Source organism: Aurantimonas manganoxydans SI85-9A1 (assembly GCF_000153465.1).
Lineage (GTDB): Bacteria > Pseudomonadota > Alphaproteobacteria > Rhizobiales > Rhizobiaceae > Aurantimonas > Aurantimonas manganoxydans.
The window spans coordinates 3,813,113-3,831,294 of the sequence record NZ_CH672387.1; the positions used below are offsets into that span (position 1 = coordinate 3,813,113).

Here is an 18,182-nt window from a genome sequence, read left to right on the forward strand (position 1 = left end):
ATCGCGGCGGCCCGTCCGGCAGTCTAGAGCTCCACGCCCAAATGCTTGGCGGCGGTGAAGACGTCCTTGTCGCCGCGCCCGCAGAGATTCATCACGATGATCTGGTCCTTGCCCATGGTCGGCGCCCGCTTGACCACTTCGGCCAGCGCATGGGCCGGCTCCAGCGCCGGGATGATGCCCTCGGTGCGGGTCAGGAGCTGGAAGGCCTCGAGCGCTTCGGTGTCCATGATCGGCACATATTCCACCCGGCCGGAATCCTTCAGCCAGGAATGCTCCGGCCCGATGCCCGGATAGTCGAGGCCGGCCGAGATCGAATGGCCTTCCTTGATCTGGCCGTCGTCATCCTGCAGCAGATAGGTGCGGTTGCCGTGGAGAACGCCGGGGGAGCCTGCGGTCAGCGAGGCGCAGTGCTCCTCGCCGTCCAGACCCTTGCCGCCCGCCTCGACGCCAACGATGGCGACGTCCTTGTCGTCGAGGAAGGGATGGAACAGGCCGATGGCGTTGGAGCCGCCGCCGACGGCCGCCACCAGCATGTCCGGCAGGCGCCCTTCGGCGGCCATCATCTGCTCGCGGGTCTCCTTGCCGATCACCGACTGGAACTCGCGCACCAGCTCCGGATACGGATGCGGGCCGGCGGCGGTGCCGATCAGGTAATAGGTGGAATCGACATTCGTCACCCAGTCGCGGAGCGCCTCGTTCATGGCGTCCTTCAGCGTGCCGTGGCCGGCGGTGACCGGCACGATCTCGGCGCCCAGGAGCTTCATGCGGAAGACGTTGGGCGACTGCCGCTCGACGTCGGTCGCGCCCATGTAGATGACGCACGGCAGGCCGAAGCGGGCGCAGACCGTGGCGGTCGCCACGCCATGCTGGCCGGCGCCGGTTTCGGCGATGATCCGGGTCTTGCCCATCTTGCGGGCAAGCAGGATCTGGCCGAGGCAGTTGTTGATCTTGTGCGAGCCGGTGTGGTTCAGCTCGTCGCGCTTGAAATAGATCTTGGCGCCGCCGAGCTTCTCTGTCAGCCGCTCGGCGAAATAGAGCGGCGACGGCCGGCCGGTGTAATGGGTATTCAGCCCGTCGAGCTCGGCCTTGAACGCCGGATCGACGCGCGCCGTCTCCCAGGCTTCCTGCAGATCGAGGATCAGCGGCATCAGCGTTTCGGCGACGAAGCGGCCGCCGAAGATGCCGAAACGGCCTTCCTCGTCGGGGCCGGCGCGGAAGGAATTCGGGGTCAGCGGCTGGTTCACGAGACTCGTGCCTTTCTCGCCGGCTCGCCAAGGCGATCCAGCGCATCGAAGAAGCTGTGCATGCGGCCGGCATCCTTGACGCCGGGGGCGCTTTCGACGCCCGACGACACGTCGATGCCGGACGGATCGGCGATCCTGACGGCCTCGGCGACGTTGTCGGCGTCGATCCCTCCGGAGAGCATATAGGCCATTTGCGGGTCAAGGCCCGACCCGGCGGAGGTAAGCAGCGTCCAGTCGAAGGAGACGCCGTTGCCGCCCGGCAGATCGGAGCCCTTTGGCCGCTTGGAATCGAGCAGGATGCGGTCGGCGACGCCGGCATAGGGCGCAACCGCGGCGAGATCCCCTGCGGCGGCCACCGGCAGCGCCTTCATCACCTTCAGCCCGGTGCGCGCCTTGATCTCGCGCACCCGCTCGGGCGTCTCGCGGCCATGCAGCTGAAGCCAGTCCGGCTTCACGTCACGGGCGAAGCGGTCGAGCAAGGCATCGTCGGGATCGACGGTGACGATCACGGTCTCGGCACGGCCGTCGACCTTTGCGACAAGTTCGGCCATCGGCCCCACGTCCATATGCCGCGGGCTCCTGGCGAAATGCACGAAGCCGACATGGCTTGCGCCACGCTCCAGCGCCACCGCGAGGGTCTCGGGCGTGGACAGTCCGCAGATCTTGACGTCGAAGGCTCGCAAAAGCCGTACTCCCGAAGGTCGGATCGCACTCTTGGCGCCCTTATCGCGCCTCTCGCCCCGGCCTGTAAAGGATGCGGCAAAACCGCGGGTCAGGCGCCGGAACAATCGATGGCGTGGAGCCCGGCCCCGTGGCGCTTCAGCCAGTCGCGGCCGTGGTCCATGCCCGGGCAGAGCTCGCGGCAGAGCGCCCAGAACGACGCGCCGTGGTTCATCTCGCGAAAATGCGCCACCTCATGGGCGGCGAGATAGTCGAGCACCTCCGGCGGCGCCATGACGATGCGCCAGGAAAAGGCCAGTCGCCGGTCGATGGTGCAGGAGCCCCAGCGGCTGCGGGTGTCCTTCAGCGCCATCGAACGCGGACGCAGGCCGACGGTCGCCGCATGGCGATCCACCGCCGCCTGCAGGTCCTGCCGCGCCTCGCGCTTCAGCGTATCGACGACGCGGCGCACGAAATGCTCCGGCGCGCCGCCGACCATGAGGCACGCCTCGCCGTCGACCGTCTCGAAACGCGACGCCCGGCGCTCCGGCGCCGACACGAGGCGCAGCGTGCCGCCGCGAAACGGGATCGTCGCACCGTCGGCAACGACCACATGCCCCGGCGCCCGCGCGACGCGCTCCTCGACCCAGCCGCGGTGCCGCTCCAGGAATTCGGCGATCGCCCGGCCCGAGACCTGGCGCGGCGCGGTCACGACAACACCGGAAGCGCCGGGGGCAAGCCGCAGGATCATGCGCTTGGCGCGGGGATTGCGCCGCACGGTCACCGCGACCGGGCCGCCGGCGAGATCGAGCCGTTCGGGGATCGCGGAGACGCGTGGCTTGGCACGGGGAAAGAGGAAGGACATCGGCAGCCGGACAGGGATAGGCGGCAGCACGCCGCCGTTCGAATCGCAGTCTACACCGTCACGATACGAAAACGGCGGCGCCCAGGGGACGCCGCCGTCTTTTTCATGAGCGCGCAGCCAGGCCGGGCGCCATCGTCAGGGTCAGGCCGGCTGGCCGTCGACCACTGGGCCCTCGTCGCGGCGCTTGCCGCGCTCGGCCATGAAGCGGTCGAACTCCTGCTGGTCCTTGGCCCGGCGCAGTTCGCGCGCATAGGCGGCGAATTCGGCCTCGGCCTCGTGCAGCCGGCGGCGCTCCTCGTCGAGGCGGCTGAGTTCCTTCTCCCGCCAGTCGTCGAAGGCGACATTGCCGGTCCGCGGGGCGCCGAAGGGGCTGCCCCCGCCGGCGCGCTTCAGGCCGCCGAACAGGCGATCCGTCGTCTCATTGACGTCCCGCTTGAAGCCGTCCAAACGGTCACCCCAGAGGATGTAGGCCAGCATCGCCAGGCCGAGAGGCCAGAAGATCATGAACCCGCCAACCATCAGGGCAATCGTGGCCGGCGTCCATGCCGGACGAATCAAAGCTCGCGAAGTCATCGCAGTCACGTTCCTTTCGAAAATGGCCGCGACGCTGAGGCATCGCGGGGGCTTCGACATGTCTTGCTGCAGTATCCTCAACATGGTGACTGGCGAAACGGCGTTCAATCTCCCGTCCGCGAAAAACCGCCGGTGCGCGCGTTTTTCGGTTCGCCCGGCGGTTCTGCGATGACGCTGTTCGCCGCCTGCGCGGGCCTGTTCTGGAGTGCTTTCCTCGCCGCGACGCTGCTGCCCGGCGCCTCGGAGATCGTGCTGGTCGCGCTGCTTGCCGAAGGCGTCGGCGACCCCTGGCTTCTGGTCGTCGTCGCCGGGGTCGGCAACACGCTCGGCTCGGTGGTCAACTGGGTCTGCGGCCGCTTCCTTCTGCACTATGCCGACCGCCGATGGTTTCCGGTGCCACCGCGCCATCTCGACAGGGCCACGGGGTTCTTCAATCGCTACGGCGTCTGGACCCTGCTGCTTGCGTGGTGGCCGCTGGGCGGCGACGCGCTGACGGTGATCGCCGGCGTGCTGCGGGTGCCGCTGCTGCGGTTCACGATCCTTGTCGCGATCGGCAAGTTCGCCCGCTACGCGGTGGTCGCCGGCGCGACGCTCGCCTGGCCGGGGCTCTGACGCCGACGTCCGTTCGCGGCCCGCGCGATCGCGTCGACGGGTATGAAATTTTGATGACCCGGACGCCGGAACGCGGCTACGATGCTATCCTCGTCGCAAGGGAGGAGCCGCGATGCCATCGACCGTCATTCCCACCATTCGTTACGAGAATTGCCGCAAGATGATCACCTGGCTTTGCGACACACTCGGCTTCAGCCGCCACGCCGTCCACGAGGATACCAACGGCAGCATCCTGCACGCCGAACTCGTCCACGGCGACGGCATGGTGATGGTCGGCGATGCCCGGGACGACGATTTCGGTGCGTTGCAGGTGCCCGCCCGTTCCGACGCGGCGGTCACCCAGAGCCCCTATCTCGTCGTCAGGGACATCGACCATCTCTACGAGGCGGTCCAGGCGGCCGGCGCGACCATCGTCGCGGATCTGCAGGAGAAGAGCTACGGCTCGAAGGAATTCGCCTGCCGCGATCCCGAGGGCCAACTCTGGAACTTCGGCACTTACGATCCCTGGCGCACCGGACAATAGGGCCTGACGCGACGGCGCGGCCATGGACTGGACGCAACCGATCGACGCCTATTGCGAGCGGTTGGAAGCCGGCTTCTGGGCCGAGCCGCTGAACGCGGTCTCCAACCTGGCCTTCCTCGTCGCAGCCGCCGCCGGCTTTGCACTGTGGCGCCGGGCTGGCGGATCGGACCGGCCCGTGCTTCTGCTGGCCGGCCTCGTCGCCATCATCGGCATCGGCTCGTTCCTGTTCCACACCTTCGCCAACCGCTGGTCGAGCCTTGCCGACGTCCTGCCGATCGCGCTGTTCATCTACGCCTATTTCTTCCTGGCGCTGCACCGCCTCGTCGGGCTCGGCCGCTGGGCCGCCGGCCTCGGCACCGCTGGCTTCCTGGGCGCCTCGATCATCTTGGAGCCCCTCTTCGCAGGAATGGTCGGATCCTCGGCGGGCTACGTGCCGGCGCTTCTCGCCATGCTTGGGATCGGCAGCTATCTGGCCGCGACCCGCCACTGCGCGGGGCCGGCCGTCCTTGCGGCGGGAACGGTCTTTTCCGTCTCGCTCGGCCTGCGCATGGCCGACACGCCGCTCTGTACGGATTGGCCCCTCGGCACGCACTTCCTCTGGCACGTCTCCAACGCGGTGACCCTCGGCCTGTTGCTCGCCGCCGCGTTGGCGGGCCGCCGATCCGCCAGCGATGCGGCCAGAGGGACCCCACGCTGAGGCGCGGCAGATCGATCATCCAGCTCGATAGCGCAGGACAAAAAAAGGCCGGACGCCTCCCCCGAAGCATCCGGCCCTGGCGGTCCCCCGCCCTGTAAACTGGTGTCCGGTGACGGATCGCCGGAGACAGCGCCTCTGCTCAGCGAGCGGCGAGGCGCTCCTTGCCCTGCTTGACCACGACGCGCGCATCCATCGGAACGCGCTCGTACAGGTCGATGATGTCCTGGTTCATCAGACGGATGCAGCCCGACGAGGCAGCGGTGCCGATCGTCCACCATTCCGGCGTGCCATGCAGGCGGAACAGCGTGTCCTTGCCATTCTGGTAGAGATACAGCGCGCGGGCGCCCAGCGGGTTGGTCAGGCCGGGATCCATGCCGTCGCGATAGGGCTCGAGATCCGGCTTGCGGTCGATCATCTCGGCGGGCGGAAACCACTTCGGCCAGGAACGCTTGGCGCGGATGTTGGCGTCGCCAGCCCAGGAGAAGCCGGCGCGGCCGACACCGATGCCGTAGCGCATGGCCATGCCGTCGGCCTCGACCACGTAGAGGAAGCGGTTCGGCGTATCGACCACGACCGTGCCCAGCTCGTATTCGCGGCCTTCCGGGAAGGACACGCGCTGGCGCAGATATTCCGGATCGATCTTGTCGGTCGGGATCGCCGGCAGTGCGTAGCCATCATCGACGACGGCCGAATAGCCCAGCGCCGAGGTGGCGCCGAGGCTGCCTTCGTTCGGCAGGCTGGTCGGCGCGGTGTAGGCGGAGACCCCGGACGGCGCCAACGATGCGCGCTGGTTGCTCGCGCAACCGGCAGCCACGGCCAGCGAAAGGACCGCGGCACCAAGGAGAAGGGAACGTTTGCTCGTCATCGAAAATGCCATGTTCGGGGTGGGATGGGATCAGTTCGCCGAACGAACCGCGCACCGGAGGAGCGCCGACCATCTGTAGCCGTCTCCTCGTTAGTCCGCGTCCATCCGTCAGGCAATACGCGATGGAAGCACGACGTTGGTTAACGAAGGCTTTGTTGCCGCTTGGTGACAGTTGACGGCAGCGGCCGCTGCGACATCTCAGGCGCACTCTGGGACGTTCGCAACCTTAGCTACGAGGGCTTTTTGATGAACATCGGAGAGGCGGCCCGGCTGTCCGGCCTCCCCCCCAAGACGATCCGCTATTACGAGGAAGTCGGGCTGGTGAAACCGTCCCGGGCCATCAACGGCTATCGCAATTACGGCGATCGCGATGTGCATCTCCTGCGGTTCCTCCAGCGCTCGCGCTCCCTCGGCTTCACCATCGAGGAAGCGCGACGGTTGATCTCGCTCTACGAGGACGAGGGACGGCGTAGCGAGGACGTCAAGTCGATGGCCAGTTCCCGCATGGCCGAGATCGACCGCAAGATCGCCGAGCTGCAATCGCTGAAACGCGCTCTTGCAGACCTCAGCGAACGCTGCCACGGCGACGACGGGCCCGACTGCCCGATCCTCGAGGAGATCTCCGGGGACCGCACCGGCCGCTGAGCCACGCCTTCGCATCGTCGGCGTATCGGTACCGCGGGACGTGGATGCGACGTCGCGCCGCGTTTCTGGTTTGTTCGCATTTTTGCTTGCCGAGAGCGTCGCGGCTCGGCTAGGTCTCGATCATGCCGATCGTATCCCCCTTCCGCGTCGACCCGCTGGTCGACGGCCGCCAGTCCGAGCGTGCCATGATGGTGCGCCGGGGCGTGCAGCGCCTGATGCTGGCACGCAAGGTGTCGTTGCTGCCGGAGATGGCGCTGGCGTCCGGCCGCCGCGCCGACCTCGTCTGCCTGTCGGAAAAGGGCGAGATCACCATCGTCGAGATCAAGACCTCGATCGAGGATTTCCGGGTGGACCGGAAATGGCCGGATTATCTGCAGCATTGCGACCGGCTGTTCTTCGCCACCCATCCGGGCGTGCCGGCGGACATCTTTCCCGAAAGCTGCGGGCTGATCGTGTCGGATGGCTACGGCGCCGAAATCCTGCGCGAGGCGCCGGAAGACCGGATCGCGCCGGCGACGCGCAAGGCGATGACGCTGCGTTTCGCGCGGCTGGCCGCCGACCGCCTGGTGCAGGCGGAATGGGCGGCCAATCCGTTCATGACCGGGATGGCGGGCGAGACGGAGGCGGACTGACCGCCTCCGCAGGAGGCGGGTTCAGCGCGGCGCGCGCTTGGCGAGGATCCGCTGCAGGGTCCGGCGGTGCATCGACAGCCGGCGGGCGGTCTCGGAGACGTTGCGGTCGCACAATTCGTAGACGCGCTGGATATGCTCCCAGCGGACCCGGTCGGCCGACATCGGGTTCTCCGGCGGCGCGGCGCGGTCGCCGGCCTTGCGGCTGAGCGCAGCGATCACTTCGTCGGCATCGGCGGGCTTGGCCAGATAGTCGATGGCGCCGAGCTTCACGGCGGTCACGGCGGTGGCGATGTTGCCGTAGCCGGTCAGCACCACGACCCGCGCGTCCTCGCGGGCCCGCTGCAGCGCCTCGATCACGTCGAGCCCGTTGCCGTCGGCCAGCCGCATGTCGACGACGGCGCAGGCCGGCGCCGAGCGCTTCAGGGCGGCGAGCCCTTCTTCAACGCTTTCGGCGGTCACCACTTCGAAGCCGCGCTGCTCGAGCGCCCGGCTCATGCGCTGCAGGAACGGGCGGTCGTCATCGACCAGAAGCAGGGATCGGTCACCCTGCGGCAGAAACGACCGCTCCGGAGCAGTCCCTACAGTTTCGGTCAACATCGGCGTTCCTTTCCTTTGTCCGGGAAATGGAGCGCCGGGCACACGCCTTCAACGGCTTGCACCCGCCAGAACCGGCAATCGGCATGCGACCGAAGTACGCATCCGGCGGTTGCCGCGCCGGCTCTGCCGCTGCGTCAGTCGCGATTGGCCGGCCGGTTCGACAGGAAGACGTCCCGCGGCCAGGAGATCACCACGACGGCGCCGTTGGCGACGCGGCCGCGGCTCGCCCGGTTGGCGAAGGTGATCGAGGCGCCGGAGCGTTCGAGCAGCGTCTTGGCGATGAACAGGCCGAGGCCGAGACCGCCGCCGGTGTTGCGCTCCGTCGAATCGCGGTCCGACATGTAGGGGTCGCCGATCCGGTCGAGGATCTCCGGGGCAAAGCCCGGCCCGTCGTCCAGCACCTCGATATAGACGTGGCTCTCGCTCCAGCCGGCGCGGATGATCACTTCGCCATCGGCAAAGTCCACGGCGTTCTCGACGATGTTGCCGAGGCCGTAGACGATGCCGGCATTGCGGCGGGCGACCGGCTCGGCGCCGTCGCGCTCGACCGTCTCGACCTTCAGCGCGACCCCGAAATTGCGGTGCGGCTCGGCCACCTCGTCGATCAGCGACATCACTGACAGACGCGCCAGATGGGTCTCGCTGGACGAGGACAGTGAGCTGAGCTGGCGCAGGATCGTGCGGCAGCGCTCCGACTGCTCGACCAGCAGATCCACGTCCTCGCGCTGCGGATCGTCGGCCGGCACCGAGCGGCCCATTTCCTTGGCGACGAGGGCGATGGTGGCGAGCGGGGTCCCGAGCTCATGGGCGGCGGCGGCGGCCAGCCCGTCCAGCGCCGACAGGTGCTGCTCGCGCTGCAGGACGAGTTCGGTGGCGCTCAGCGCATCTGCGAGCGCCCGCGATTCCGCCGCCACGCGGTAGATGTAGATCGAGGAGAAGACGAGGGTCGTGACGATCGCGAACCACAGGCCGCCGACATAGGAGATCGGCAGTTCCAGCGACATGCCGTGGGGCCAGGGCACCGGCATGTGGAAGAAGGCCAGCGCCGTCGTGCAGACAACGGCCAGAAGCCCTACCCCCACCGTCGTCAGCGGCGGCTGCGTCGCCGAAGCGATAATCGAGGGCACCACGAGGAACACCGTGAACGGATTCTCGATGCCGCCGGTGAGGAACAGGAGACCCGTCGGCTGCAAAATGTCGAAGGTCAGCACGCCGGCCGCAGCCGTCGAGGACAGCCGCCGGCTCGCCGGGAAGCTGATCGACAGATAGATGTTCAGCGCCACCGAGGCGGCGATCAACGCGAGGCAGGTGCCGATCGGAAACGGCCACCACAGCCCCCAGGCCACGAACACGCAGGCCGCGGTCTGGCCGGCGACGGAGAGCCAGCGCAGCCGCACCAGCGTCGCCAGGCGCAGCCGCTGGCTCTCGCGCATCATGGTCACGAAGGCCGGCAGGCGGAGGTCGAAACTGGAACGGGTCGCCTGGTCCATGATCGGCTTCAACTATTCTTGGAAGGAAATCGGAGACTTACCGTCTAGCCCGTCATCCGCATTGCCGAAAGTGGTCAAAGCCGCGCGGGGCACCCGAGCATCCGGGACCAAGTGCCGCGCCGGTTCCCATCATGGAACACCCGGCCGTCCTTTGCCCTTTACCGTCCCGAAGCGCCACGGCGCACAGGATCAAGACGGAAGGGACGCATCATGGCTCTCGCCAATCTCAAGGACATCTATATCGACCAGCTGCAGGACATTCACAGCGCCTGCAACCAGTCCGCAAAGGTCACCCGCGAACTGGCCGGCGTCGCCACCGACGGCGACCTGAAAAGCGCGCTGGACGCCGGCGTCGCCGGCATTGAGGACGGCATCGCCACGCTGAAGGAGATCATCAACGCCCATGGCGCGGATCCCTCGGGCGAATTCTGCAAGGGCATGGAAGGCCTCGTCAAGGAAGCCCGCTCGCACGGCATCGAGGAGGAGATCACCGATCCCGACGCCCGCGACGCGATGATCATCACCCAGTATCAGCGCATGGCCCATTACGCGATCGCCGGCTATGGCTGCCTCGAAGCCTTCGCCAAGCGTCTCGACCTGAAGGACGACGCGCAGAAGCTGCAGAAGTGCCTGGACGCGACCTATCACGGCGACAAGACGATGACGCAGATCGCCACCGGCGGCATCAACAAGGCCGCCGCGTAAGCACCCCGCGTCAGAGCCACGATCAAGGCCGTCGGCGCATTCGCGCCGGCGGCCTTGATCGTCTAGTCGACCGATTACAGCACCTGGAAGCCGTGCCGGAACGGGTCGCGGTCGTCGATGAAGATCGTGTTGATGCCGGTCAGCCGTGCCCAGCCGGCGATGGACGGCACGATCGCCGGCTTGCCGCCGATCTCGGCCGCGGCCTCGACCCGGCCGTGAAACAGCGAGCCGATGATGCTTTCGTGGACGAAGTCGTCGCCGGGCGCGAGGCGCCCCTTCGCCGCCCATTGCGCCATGCGCGCCGAGGTGCCGGTGCCGCAGGGGCTGCGGTCGATCGCCTTGTCGCCGTAGAACACCGCGTTGCGGGCCGTGGCGCTCTCCATCGTCGGCTCGCCGGCCCACAAGACATGGCGCAGGCCGCGGATCGCCGGGGTCTGCGGGTGCACGAACTCATGGGCCTCGTTCAGCGCCGCGCGCAACGGGCCGGACAGGGCGACAAGCTGGGAAGCGGTGAAGTCGGCCATGTCGCGGAAATTCGACTGCGGATCGACGATGGCGTAGAAATTGCCGCCATAGGCGATGTCGACCGTCAGCGGGCCAAGGCCGGGGCAGTCCACCGCGATGCCTTCGGCGTGCAGGAAGGCCGGCACATTGGTCAGCCGGACCTCCTCAACGAACCCGTTCTCCTCGCGGTAGCGGCAGGTGACCACGCCGGCCGGCGTGTCGAGCCGGAGGACCCCGGGCTCCTTCGGCCGCACGAGCCCGTGCTCCAGCGCCATTGTCACGGTGCCGATGGTGCCGTGGCCGCACATGGGCAGGCAGCCGGAGGTCTCGATGTAGAGCACGGCCACGTCGCAATCGTCGCGGGTCGGCGGGTAGAGGATCGCGCCGGACATCATGTCGTGGCCGCGCGGCTCGAACATCAGCCCGGTGCGGATCCAGTCATATTCGGCCATGAAATGCGCCCGCTTCTCGATCATCGTCGCTCCGTCGAGGAACGGGCCGCCGCCAGCCACGAGACGAACGGGATTCCCGCAGGTGTGACCGTCGAGGCAGAAGAAGCTGTGGCGTGCCATGTGGATCTCCGGTGGCAGGTCAGGCGAAACGGCGCGGCGAGAAGGCCACGAGGTTGATCGGCGTCGGCGTGCCGGTGACGAGATCGGCGAGAATACGCGCCGTCGCCGCCGACTGGGTCAGGCCGAGATGGCCGTGGCCGAAGGCATAGACCACGCGGTCGGTCGCGGATGCACGCCCGATGACCGGGAGCGAGTCCGGCATGGAGGGCCGAAACCCCATCCACTGTCGGCCCCCGGTGGTGTCGAGTGCGGGCAGGAAGCGCTTCGCCTTCTCCAGCGTGGTCGCCGACCGGCGATAGTCCGGCGGGCGCTTCAGGCCGCCCAGTTCCACGGCGCCGCCCACCCGGATGCCGGATGTCAGCCGGCTTACCACGAAGCCATGGCCGGGAAAGGTCAGCTGTTGCTTCAGGTCGAAGGCGCCCGGCGGCAACGTGGTGTTGTAGCCGCGCTCGGTCTCCAGCGGCAGCCGGTCGCCGAGGGCGGCCGCCAGCGGCTTCGACCATGCGCCGCCCGCAACGATTGCGTGTCGTGCCAGGAGCTCCGACCCGTCCGCCAGCTTCAGGCACACCGCGTCGCCGGCGGGCGTGAGGCCGCGCACCTCGGCGCGGACGATCCGTCCGCCCCGTTCGACGAGGCGGCCGGCCAGCGCTTTTGCATAATCATAGGGGTCGGCGATCGACTGCCAGCCGGGCACGAAGGTCCCGTGGGTGAAGCGCGGCGACAGGCCCGGCTGCAATTGCGCGATGCCGGCGCCGTCCAGATGGCGACAGGCGATGCCGGCGGTTTTGCGCGCCTGCCAGGCCCCCAGCGACGCCTCGAACTCGGCGCGGCTTTCGTAGAGTTCCAGCGCCCCGTCGGAGCGCAGCATCGCGTCGAGCCCGGCCGCCGCGATCAGCCGACGGGTCTCGGTGCTCGCCAGTTCCATCATCGCCACCTGCGCTGCGAAGCTGGTCGCGAAGGCGGCGGGCCGGCTGGCACGCCAGAACCGGAACAGCCACGGGGCGATGGTCGGCAGATAGGCCGGCGGCACGCTCAACGGGCCCAGCGGATCGAGCAGCCAGCGCGGTGCCTTGCGCAGGATGCCAGGCGAGGCCAGCGGCATGACATCGCTGAACGCGAAGGCCCCGGCATTGCCGAAGCTGGCGCCGTGGGCAACCTCGCCGCGCTCGATCAGGACGACGCTCTGCCCGCGCTCCTGCAGGGCGAAGGCGGCGGTGATGCCGATAATGCCCGCGCCGACGATCGCGACATCCGCGTCGATTGTCCTGCCGTCACTGGTGGACGCCATCGCCTGTCCCCGCCACTGGTTCCTCGCAGCGATGCCGCAAGAACGACCGGTGCACAAGGGGCGCGGCGGACGACCTTCACGCGCCGGTCAGGCTGGACGCCGGCGTGGGCGGCGTCAGTCCGTGCGGCCGGCCCGGCAGCGGCGATAGGCGGCCTCGCCCTGATCGAGCGCGCTCTGACGCGTCAGTGCGCGCACGCCGAACCCGTCCTCTTCGCGATCGATGCGGTTCTCGTAGCTGTTGCCCGCGGTCTGGCGGGCATACTGGCGGCAGAAGGCATCGGAGCCACGAGGGTTCTCATTGGCCGATACCCGCGCGCCGACGATGGGCGAGCCGTTGGGATAGGGGGCGGTGCTGTTGCAGCCGGCGACGCCGGCAAGGGCGGCAACCAGAAGAAGGGCGGATCGCATCCTGGATCTCCGAATCAGAGGCAAGCTGGCTGGATAGATGGCGCTGGTGGGCCCCGCCGCCAGTGGCCCGCCCCACGGCTCTGGCGGACTGCGACACGGCGGCCAGGCCGAGGCCGTGAAACCGGTTTGACGGGGCCCCGGAGATCAGGGCATCTGCCGGGGATGGTGTATGACGAGATCGCTCCCCTTGCGCCGCAGATCGCGGCGGCCCGGCTGAGGCCCCTCGGCGGCCTGGCGTTTCTCGACAGCGCCATGCGGCACGCGACGCTGGGGCGCTACTCCTACGTCGCCGCCGCACCCTTCGCCGCGTTCACGGTGGATGCCGACGGTGCCATGCTCGATGGAAACCGCCTCGACGGCCCGCCGCTGGCAGCGCTCGACGCCGTCCTTGCCGAGCATCGCCAGGAAGCGCATCCCGAACTGCCGCCCTTCCAGGGCGGGGCCATCGGCTTCATCGGCTACGAATTCGCCCGGCATCTGGAAACGCTCGCCGCGCCGGCCGATCTCGACCCGACAAAGCCCAGCCTGCGCTTCGATCTCTACGACACGGTTCTCGCCTTCGACCACGAAGCAGACCGCGCCTTCGTGATCGGCGCGCGCCGGGCCGGCGAAAGCGACGACGCCCCGGCCCAGGCGCGTGTCGCCCGCTTCCGGGCCGCGCTGGAGACGGAGGCGCCGGCGCTCGGCACCGGCGCCCGGCCAGGCGGCCTCGACTGGCGCTCCAATTTCTTTGCCGACGACTACCGGGCGGCGATCCAGAAGGTGCGCGACTACATATTGGCCGGCGACATCTACCAGGCCAATGTTGCCCAGACCTTCACCGCCAGGCTTCCCGACGCCTTCGATCCCTTCGCGCTCTATCTGCGGCTGCGTCGGACCAATGCGGCACCCTTCGGCGCCTATCTGGAGCATGAGGGCCTCGCCATCGCGTCCTCCTCGCCGGAGCGCTTCCTGAAACGCGACGGCGACACGGTGGAGACCCGGCCGATCAAGGGTACGGCCAAGCGCTCCGCCGACACGGAGGAAGACCGCGCCCTCGCCGAGGCCTTGCTGGCCTCGGAGAAGGACCGGGCCGAGAACGTCATGATCGTCGATCTCCTGCGCAACGACATCTCCCGGATCTGCACGGCCGAATCCGTGGAGGTGCCGGTGCTGTGTGGCCTGGAGAGCTACGCCTCGGTCCATCACCTGGTCTCGGTGGTGACCGGAACACTTCGGCCCGGCCGGACCGCCGGCGACCTCATCGCCGCGACCTTTCCGGGCGGCTCGATCACCGGCGCGCCGAAGATCCGGGCCATGGACATCATCACCGAGATCGAGAACACCGCCCGCGGCCCCTATTGCGGCGCCATCGGCTATCTCGGCTTCGACGGGGCGATGGACCTCAACATCGCCATCCGCACCGTCAGCTTCGAGGCCGGCACGGCGCGGCTGTCGGCCGGCGGCGGCATCACCGTCCTGTCGGACCCGGCGGCCGAATACGAGGAGACCTTCACCAAGGCGACCCGCGTCTTCGCGGCCTTCGACGCGGACGATGGGAACGGTGCGAAGGAGGGTCCGCGATGATCCTCGTCATCGACAATTACGACAGCTTCGTCTTCAACGTCGCCCGCTATCTCGAACGGCTGGGCGGCACGATCGAGGTGGTGCGCAACGATGCCGTCACATTGCAGGAGATCGACGCGCTTGCACCATCGGCCGTGATCATTTCGCCGGGCCCATGCTCGCCGCGTGAGGCCGGCATCTCGCTCGATCTGGTGCGGCAATTGTCCGGCCGCGTGCCGATCCTCGGCGTCTGCCTCGGCCATCAGGTCATCGGCGAGGCCTTTGGCGGCACCGTCACCCGTGCCATCAAGCCCATGCATGGCCGCGCCTCGCGGATCGCCCATGACGCGGCGAACCTCTTCGACGGATTGCCGCAACCGACCATGGTCGGGCGCTATCATTCGCTGATCGTCGAGGAGACGCCGGCGATGCGCGAACACCTCGCCATCGACGCCTGTTCGGACGAGGGCGAGATCATGGCCCTGTCGCACCACACGCACCCGACCTGGGGCATCCAGTTCCATCCCGAATCCGTTTTGACCGATCGCGGCGAGCGGATCTTCGAGAATTTCCTGTCCCTTGCGGAGCGTTGGCGTGGACGAGATCTGGATTGACGGCGGCTTTGTGTCGCCCCCCGGCGCCGTCGCCGCGAACGACCGCGGCCTGACCCTTGCCGACGGCGTCTTCGACACGTCGCTGGTGCTCGGCGGCAGGGTGTTTCGCCAGGAGGCCCATCTCGACCGGCTGATGGCCGCGGCGGCCAGCCTCGCCATCCCCGCGGATCGCGCGGCGCTGGAACTGGCGATGACGGCGCTGGCCGAGCGACGCGGCGACGGGGCGATCCGCCTGACGCTGACCCGCGGCCCCGGCGCACGCGGCCTCGCCTTTCCCGCCGATCCGCAGCCAACGCTGATCGGCACCACGGCGCCGCTCGCTCCCGCGATGATTTTCGCGCCGCTGCGGCTTCAGGTCTCGGAGATCCGCCGCAACGAGACCTCGCCGACCGCGCGGGTCAAATCGCTGGCCTATCTCGACAGCGTCCTTGCCAACCATGCCGCAAGGCAGGCCGGCGCCGACGAGGCGCTGTTCCTCAACGGGGCGGACCGCGTCGCCTGTTCGGCGCTGGCGAATGTCTTCGCCCTGGCGGGGACCGAGATCGTCACCCCGCCACGCGACGACGGCGTCCTCGACGGCATCGTGCGGGGCTGGATCCTCGCCAATGCCGGCGCGTTCGGTCTGTCGGCGGTCGAAAGGCCCCTGACGCTCCCGGATCTCGCGGCGGGTCAGATCGTCCTGACCAACAGCCTGCGCCTCCTCGCACCTGCCAGCCTCGATGGGCCGGCGCCGGTCATGCCGGCCCCGCCCTTGCGCGCGCTGATGGAAGGGCTCTGCGCCGCCATCGCGGAGGAATGCGGAGTCGATCCGCGCGAACGCGGGGCGGTGCTGCCCGGCTGAACCGAGCCGCGCGCCTCAGCGCTGCGTCGTGCCGCCTGCCAGAAGCCAGGCCGGATCGAACCAGGTATCGGCCGCACCGTCATAGGGCAGCGTGTTGATGTCCCAGTGGCGCACATAGCGCGCATAGACGTCCCAGACCGCCGGGCCGCCGCCGATATAGACCACCCGCTCGCCGAAGCTCTCGAGCACCGTCTGGGGATCGTCGGCCGAGCGGATTTCCACGATGGTGCGGTCCTTGCGGGCGAAATACGGGAAGGACGCGACGGTCTTTGGCCCGGCGATCAGCACATGACCGCGGGTGATCTCGAAAAAGCGCTCGACATCCTCGGTGTAGACGCGCTCGGGACACCCCTCCCACGGCATGCCGCCATCGAGGCCGAGTTGTCCGCTCCGGCCGATCGCGCAGATGACCCTGACGTCGGGCATGCGTCCCGCTCCTCTTTGCCGCACGTCGACCGACGACGCGCTCGGGTTGTGGTGTGATGCCAGATTCGGCGCGGCGAGACCATTGTTCGTCGGGAACCGATCGCGGAATTTCTCGTTCGACAAACACCGCGGACCCCGCGTCAGCAACGTTCGGGCCGTGTCGGTCGCCCGTCGCACGCCACGAACTGCCAGCCTTGCGGATACTATGTATGGCTGTCTTTTTCGTGCGGAGAATATACCAGTTTAAGGACCGGCCCTCGGCTAACGGTTAACCGGGATCATGGATACGAACTCACAGACAACAGCATCGGTCCACACCGATCCTTCGACAATGATGACGCCGGTGATCGTGCCGTCGCTCCTGTCGATCGCCAAGTCCACCCGGGCCTTTCTCGCCCTGCTTCTTGCCGATATCGGACTGCATCCCGGCCAGGATCAGCTCCTCGACCGCCTCGATCCCCTCGCCCCGGTCAGCGTGTCGGCGCTGGCCGAGCAGCTTTCGGTGCGGCCTTCCACGGTGTCCAAGATGCTGGACCGGCTGATCGAGAAGGGCCTGGTCGCCCGCTCGGCCAACAGTGCCGATGCGCGCCGCACGATGGTGCAGCTGACCCCGGATGGCGAGCGGGTGCAGGCGACCGTACGAAACGTCTGGCAGCGGCTCGAGATCGACCTCGCCCAGTCCCTGACGCAGGACGAACTGCAGGTGCTGCAGAGTTCCCTGACGCGCACCGGCGATATCCTGACCCAGAAGCTGCGACGCCTGCGATAGACGCGCGGCTGCCACGCGGGCGCTCGATTGACGCGCGCCCCGGCACTGCCTATTCCGCGATCGCCGGCTTGCGGCAGCGGAGGGGAGAATGCCGATGAGCGAGTTCGTGACGATTGCCGGCGGCGGCCTCAGCGCCGAGATCGCGACAGCCGGCGCAGCGGTCCGGGCCGTTCACCTCGACGGATTTGCCCATTCGCTGGTCGTCGGCGCCGCCGACCCCGAGCATTACACGGCCGGCAACCGCGAATATCTCGGCGCCACCATCGGCCGCTTCGCCAACCGGATCGGCGAGGGTCGCTTCACCATCGACGGCCGGGGCTCCCAGCTCGCCCGTAACGACCCGCCCAATCATCTGCATGGCGGGCCCGGTGGTTTTTCGACGCGCATCTGGACCATCGTCGAGCGCGCGCCGGACGCGCTGACCCTGAGCCTCGTGTCGGCCGATGGCGACGAGGGCTATCCCGGGACCGTCGACATCACCGCCCGCTTCGCGATCCTGCCGGAGCAGACGCTGTCGGTGAGCTACGAGGCGACCAGCGATCGCCCGACCCCGGTGAACCTGACGACGCATTTCTACTTCAATCTCGACGGCAGCGACGACATTCGCGGCCACCGACTGACGCTGGCGGCGGATCGCTATCTGCCGATCGACGCGGCGGCGCTTCCGACCGGGGCGATTGCACCGGTGGCGGGCACGCCGTTCGACTTCGGCGCGGGCCGGCTGGTGGGCGAGGCTCCCGATCCGCTCGACCACAATTTCTGCCTGGCCGACACGACGGCACCGGAGCCACGCCTTGCCGCCCGGCTCCAGGGCGAGACAAGCGGCATCACCCTGACCCTTTCCACCATCGAACCCGGCCTGCAGGTCTATGACGGCGCCAAGCTGGACGGCTCGATTATGGGCCATGGCGGGGTGCCGATCGGCAGCCGCTCGGCCCTGGCGCTGGAGCCCCAGGGCTGGCCGGATTCGCCCAATCGGCCGGAGTTTCCCCAGGCGATCCTGCGGCCGGGCGAGACCTATAGCCATCACAGCCTCTACCGCTTTTCCGGCGGCTGACACACGCCCTGTCCTCGTCAGGAAGCGTTCATCATCCGGGCCTACAAGCC

General features: G+C 68.3%; 22 protein-coding genes. 11 read left to right on the top strand and 11 right to left on the bottom strand.

Features of this window, described 5'->3' with window-relative positions; all coding sequences use genetic code 11:
• Positions 1-23 precede the first annotated feature (23 nt).
• The 4 genes from trpB to SI859A1_RS17955 form a co-directional block, all read right to left on the bottom strand.
• Entirely contained in the window at positions 24-1,244 is a 1,221-nt protein-coding gene (trpB, locus tag SI859A1_RS17940) for a tryptophan synthase subunit beta (protein ID WP_009211093.1), read from the bottom strand.
• The gene (locus SI859A1_RS17945; RefSeq protein ID WP_009211094.1) at positions 1,241-1,927 is read right to left on the bottom strand and encodes a phosphoribosylanthranilate isomerase; all 687 of its coding nucleotides are present in this window, start codon (positions 1,925-1,927) and stop codon (positions 1,241-1,243) included. The genes trpB and SI859A1_RS17945 overlap by 4 nt, the downstream gene beginning before the upstream one ends.
• An 89-nt stretch (positions 1,928-2,016) precedes the next feature.
• Positions 2,017-2,769 carry a M48 family metallopeptidase gene (locus tag SI859A1_RS17950; protein ID WP_040326727.1) on the bottom strand — a complete coding sequence of 251 codons (753 nt, stop codon included), beginning with the start codon at positions 2,767-2,769 and terminating at the stop codon, positions 2,017-2,019.
• Between the two features lie 141 nt (positions 2,770-2,910).
• Positions 2,911-3,342, bottom strand: coding sequence for a DUF2852 domain-containing protein (locus SI859A1_RS17955; RefSeq protein ID WP_009211096.1), 432 nt, complete (start codon positions 3,340-3,342; stop codon positions 2,911-2,913).
• 168 nt (positions 3,343-3,510) lie between these two features.
• Here SI859A1_RS17955 and SI859A1_RS17960 point away from each other — a divergent pair, with 168 nt between their 5' ends.
• From SI859A1_RS17960 to SI859A1_RS17970, 3 genes are all read left to right on the top strand, one after another.
• Positions 3,511-3,954: a YqaA family protein gene (locus SI859A1_RS17960; RefSeq protein WP_040326728.1), complete on the top strand. Its 444-nt coding sequence runs from the start codon at positions 3,511-3,513 to the stop codon at positions 3,952-3,954.
• 112 nt (positions 3,955-4,066) lie between these two features.
• A complete protein-coding gene (locus tag SI859A1_RS17965) occupies positions 4,067-4,477 on the top strand; it encodes a VOC family protein (RefSeq protein WP_009211098.1) in 411 nt (136 codons plus the stop codon).
• Positions 4,478-4,499: 22 nt separating this feature from the next.
• A complete protein-coding gene (locus tag SI859A1_RS17970; RefSeq protein WP_009211099.1) occupies positions 4,500-5,174 on the top strand; it encodes a ceramidase domain-containing protein in 675 nt (224 codons plus the stop codon).
• Positions 5,175-5,313: 139 nt separating this feature from the next.
• Here SI859A1_RS17970 and SI859A1_RS17975 read toward each other — a convergent pair whose 3' ends face one another.
• Positions 5,314-6,039, bottom strand: a complete 726-nt coding sequence (locus tag SI859A1_RS17975; protein WP_420804757.1) for a L,D-transpeptidase — start codon at positions 6,037-6,039, stop codon at positions 5,314-5,316.
• Positions 6,040-6,285: 246 nt separating this feature from the next.
• Here SI859A1_RS17975 and cueR point away from each other — a divergent pair, with 246 nt between their 5' ends.
• Both cueR and SI859A1_RS17985 read left to right on the top strand, forming a co-directional pair.
• Positions 6,286-6,684 carry a Cu(I)-responsive transcriptional regulator gene (gene cueR / locus SI859A1_RS17980; RefSeq protein WP_009211101.1) on the top strand — a complete coding sequence of 133 codons (399 nt, stop codon included), beginning with the start codon at positions 6,286-6,288 and terminating at the stop codon, positions 6,682-6,684.
• Between the two features lie 122 nt (positions 6,685-6,806).
• A complete protein-coding gene (locus SI859A1_RS17985; protein ID WP_009211102.1) occupies positions 6,807-7,316 on the top strand; it encodes an MmcB family DNA repair protein in 510 nt (169 codons plus the stop codon).
• Between the two features lie 21 nt (positions 7,317-7,337).
• On the opposite strand, the gene SI859A1_RS17990 is transcribed toward SI859A1_RS17985, so the two are convergent.
• Together SI859A1_RS17990 and SI859A1_RS17995 are read right to left on the bottom strand one after the other, a co-directional pair.
• Entirely contained in the window at positions 7,338-7,913 is a 576-nt protein-coding gene (locus SI859A1_RS17990) for an ActR/PrrA/RegA family redox response regulator transcription factor (RefSeq protein WP_009211103.1), read from the bottom strand.
• Positions 7,914-8,047: 134 nt separating this feature from the next.
• On the bottom strand, positions 8,048-9,403 hold the full coding sequence (locus tag SI859A1_RS17995) for an ActS/PrrB/RegB family redox-sensitive histidine kinase (RefSeq protein WP_081451489.1): 1,356 nt from the start codon (positions 9,401-9,403) through the stop codon (positions 8,048-8,050).
• Positions 9,404-9,613: 210 nt separating this feature from the next.
• Between SI859A1_RS17995 and SI859A1_RS18000 the strand changes: the two genes are divergently transcribed.
• Positions 9,614-10,108: a YciE/YciF ferroxidase family protein gene (locus SI859A1_RS18000; protein WP_009211105.1), complete on the top strand. Its 495-nt coding sequence runs from the start codon at positions 9,614-9,616 to the stop codon at positions 10,106-10,108.
• A 74-nt stretch (positions 10,109-10,182) separates the two neighbouring features.
• Here SI859A1_RS18000 and SI859A1_RS18005 read toward each other — a convergent pair whose 3' ends face one another.
• The 3 genes from SI859A1_RS18005 to SI859A1_RS18015 all read right to left on the bottom strand — a co-directional run bounded on the left by SI859A1_RS18005 (position 10,183) and on the right by SI859A1_RS18015 (position 12,880).
• On the bottom strand, positions 10,183-11,184 hold the full coding sequence (locus tag SI859A1_RS18005; protein WP_009211106.1) for a 4-hydroxyproline epimerase: 1,002 nt from the start codon (positions 11,182-11,184) through the stop codon (positions 10,183-10,185).
• Between the two features lie 19 nt (positions 11,185-11,203).
• A complete protein-coding gene (locus tag SI859A1_RS18010; RefSeq protein ID WP_040325986.1) occupies positions 11,204-12,472 on the bottom strand; it encodes an NAD(P)/FAD-dependent oxidoreductase in 1,269 nt (422 codons plus the stop codon).
• A 114-nt stretch (positions 12,473-12,586) separates the two neighbouring features.
• Positions 12,587-12,880, bottom strand: coding sequence for a hypothetical protein (locus SI859A1_RS18015; RefSeq protein ID WP_040325987.1), 294 nt, complete (start codon positions 12,878-12,880; stop codon positions 12,587-12,589).
• A gap of 162 nt (positions 12,881-13,042) precedes the next feature.
• On the opposite strand from SI859A1_RS18015, the gene pabB reads away from it, so the two are divergent.
• Genes pabB through SI859A1_RS18030 form a run of 3 tightly spaced genes read left to right on the top strand, consistent with a single transcriptional unit; the run spans position 13,043 to position 15,880 of the window.
• Positions 13,043-14,446 carry an aminodeoxychorismate synthase component I gene (pabB, locus tag SI859A1_RS18020; RefSeq protein WP_040325988.1) on the top strand — a complete coding sequence of 468 codons (1,404 nt, stop codon included), beginning with the start codon at positions 13,043-13,045 and terminating at the stop codon, positions 14,444-14,446.
• A complete protein-coding gene (locus SI859A1_RS18025; RefSeq protein WP_009211109.1) occupies positions 14,443-15,039 on the top strand; it encodes an anthranilate synthase component II in 597 nt (198 codons plus the stop codon). The genes pabB and SI859A1_RS18025 overlap by 4 nt, the downstream gene beginning before the upstream one ends.
• On the top strand, positions 15,020-15,880 hold the full coding sequence (locus SI859A1_RS18030) for an aminotransferase class IV (RefSeq protein WP_244401073.1): 861 nt from the start codon (positions 15,020-15,022) through the stop codon (positions 15,878-15,880). Before SI859A1_RS18025 ends, SI859A1_RS18030 begins: the two co-directional genes overlap by 20 nt.
• A gap of 15 nt (positions 15,881-15,895) precedes the next feature.
• Here SI859A1_RS18030 and SI859A1_RS18035 read toward each other — a convergent pair whose 3' ends face one another.
• Positions 15,896-16,306, bottom strand: coding sequence for a dihydrofolate reductase (locus tag SI859A1_RS18035; protein WP_009211111.1), 411 nt, complete (start codon positions 16,304-16,306; stop codon positions 15,896-15,898).
• 331 nt (positions 16,307-16,637) lie between these two features.
• Between SI859A1_RS18035 and SI859A1_RS18040 the strand changes: the two genes are divergently transcribed.
• Positions 16,638-17,075, top strand: coding sequence for a MarR family winged helix-turn-helix transcriptional regulator (locus SI859A1_RS18040; RefSeq protein ID WP_024349437.1), 438 nt, complete (start codon positions 16,638-16,640; stop codon positions 17,073-17,075).
• Positions 17,076-17,169: 94 nt separating this feature from the next.
• Entirely contained in the window at positions 17,170-18,132 is a 963-nt protein-coding gene (locus tag SI859A1_RS18045; RefSeq protein WP_050767584.1) for an aldose epimerase family protein, read from the top strand.
• Positions 18,133-18,182: the final 50 nt, after the last annotated feature.

Coding starts and splice junctions, on each gene's coding strand:
- SI859A1_RS17950 (WP_040326727.1), bottom strand. CDS start 2,769: ATGTCCTTCCTCTTTCCCCGTGCCAAGCCACGCGTCTCCGCGATCCCC.
- SI859A1_RS17955 (WP_009211096.1), bottom strand. CDS start 3,342: ATGACTTCGCGAGCTTTGATTCGTCCGGCATGGACGCCGGCCACGATT.
- SI859A1_RS17960 (WP_040326728.1), top strand. CDS start 3,511: ATGACGCTGTTCGCCGCCTGCGCGGGCCTGTTCTGGAGTGCTTTCCTC.
- SI859A1_RS17965 (WP_009211098.1), top strand. CDS start 4,067: ATGCCATCGACCGTCATTCCCACCATTCGTTACGAGAATTGCCGCAAG.
- SI859A1_RS17970 (WP_009211099.1), top strand. CDS start 4,500: ATGGACTGGACGCAACCGATCGACGCCTATTGCGAGCGGTTGGAAGCC.
- SI859A1_RS17975 (WP_420804757.1), bottom strand. CDS start 6,039: ATGACGAGCAAACGTTCCCTTCTCCTTGGTGCCGCGGTCCTTTCGCTG.
- cueR (WP_009211101.1), top strand. CDS start 6,286: ATGAACATCGGAGAGGCGGCCCGGCTGTCCGGCCTCCCCCCCAAGACG.
- SI859A1_RS17985 (WP_009211102.1), top strand. CDS start 6,807: ATGCCGATCGTATCCCCCTTCCGCGTCGACCCGCTGGTCGACGGCCGC.
- SI859A1_RS17990 (WP_009211103.1), bottom strand. CDS start 7,913: ATGTTGACCGAAACTGTAGGGACTGCTCCGGAGCGGTCGTTTCTGCCG.
- SI859A1_RS17995 (WP_081451489.1), bottom strand. CDS start 9,403: ATGGACCAGGCGACCCGTTCCAGTTTCGACCTCCGCCTGCCGGCCTTC.
- SI859A1_RS18000 (WP_009211105.1), top strand. CDS start 9,614: ATGGCTCTCGCCAATCTCAAGGACATCTATATCGACCAGCTGCAGGAC.
- SI859A1_RS18005 (WP_009211106.1), bottom strand. CDS start 11,184: ATGGCACGCCACAGCTTCTTCTGCCTCGACGGTCACACCTGCGGGAAT.
- SI859A1_RS18010 (WP_040325986.1), bottom strand. CDS start 12,472: ATGGCGTCCACCAGTGACGGCAGGACAATCGACGCGGATGTCGCGATC.
- SI859A1_RS18015 (WP_040325987.1), bottom strand. CDS start 12,880: ATGCGATCCGCCCTTCTTCTGGTTGCCGCCCTTGCCGGCGTCGCCGGC.
- pabB (WP_040325988.1), top strand. CDS start 13,043: ATGGTGTATGACGAGATCGCTCCCCTTGCGCCGCAGATCGCGGCGGCC.
- SI859A1_RS18025 (WP_009211109.1), top strand. CDS start 14,443: ATGATCCTCGTCATCGACAATTACGACAGCTTCGTCTTCAACGTCGCC.
- SI859A1_RS18035 (WP_009211111.1), bottom strand. CDS start 16,306: ATGCCCGACGTCAGGGTCATCTGCGCGATCGGCCGGAGCGGACAACTC.
- SI859A1_RS18040 (WP_024349437.1), top strand. CDS start 16,638: ATGATGACGCCGGTGATCGTGCCGTCGCTCCTGTCGATCGCCAAGTCC.
- SI859A1_RS18045 (WP_050767584.1), top strand. CDS start 17,170: ATGAGCGAGTTCGTGACGATTGCCGGCGGCGGCCTCAGCGCCGAGATC.